At 44.0% G+C, this 377-nt stretch carries 1 pseudogene; it reads right to left on the bottom strand.

Features of this window, described 5'->3' with window-relative positions:
- Nucleotides 1-377, bottom strand: a pseudogene (locus HC175_RS20440) (ABC transporter permease); the annotation flags it as partial.

The following is a 377-nucleotide window of genomic DNA, read 5'->3' as shown; positions in this document are numbered from 1 at the left end:
CAGCTCTTCATTGATACTGTAAATACCGGAAACCACTACATTTTCAGAATTAAAAGCGCGGGTAGGATCGAGTACCTGTCCGGTTCCCGGGCGTGGAACAAGTACCTCCAGCAGGCTCATGTAATCAAATACTCCCAAATTCAGGTCGCGGGAAATATTACTTCCTATCACTACCTGTGATTCAGTAGGGTGAAACCAAACTCCGCGGACGAGCGCGCTGTCCAGCTGATTCACTTTCAGGAAATTCTCGTCTACCCCTTTAATATAAGCTGTTTTGTTCTTAGACCTGAAATCAAGGAAAACCCGCTCTTCAATAACTTCTGAAAAAGTGGAAATGCCGGAGATAGTTTTAAGCTGATCTTTTTCAGCTTCAGAAA

Source organism: Salinimicrobium oceani (assembly GCF_012037645.1).
Note: the sequence above shows the minus strand (reverse complement) of the source record. Positions and strands in the feature narration are given on the sequence as shown.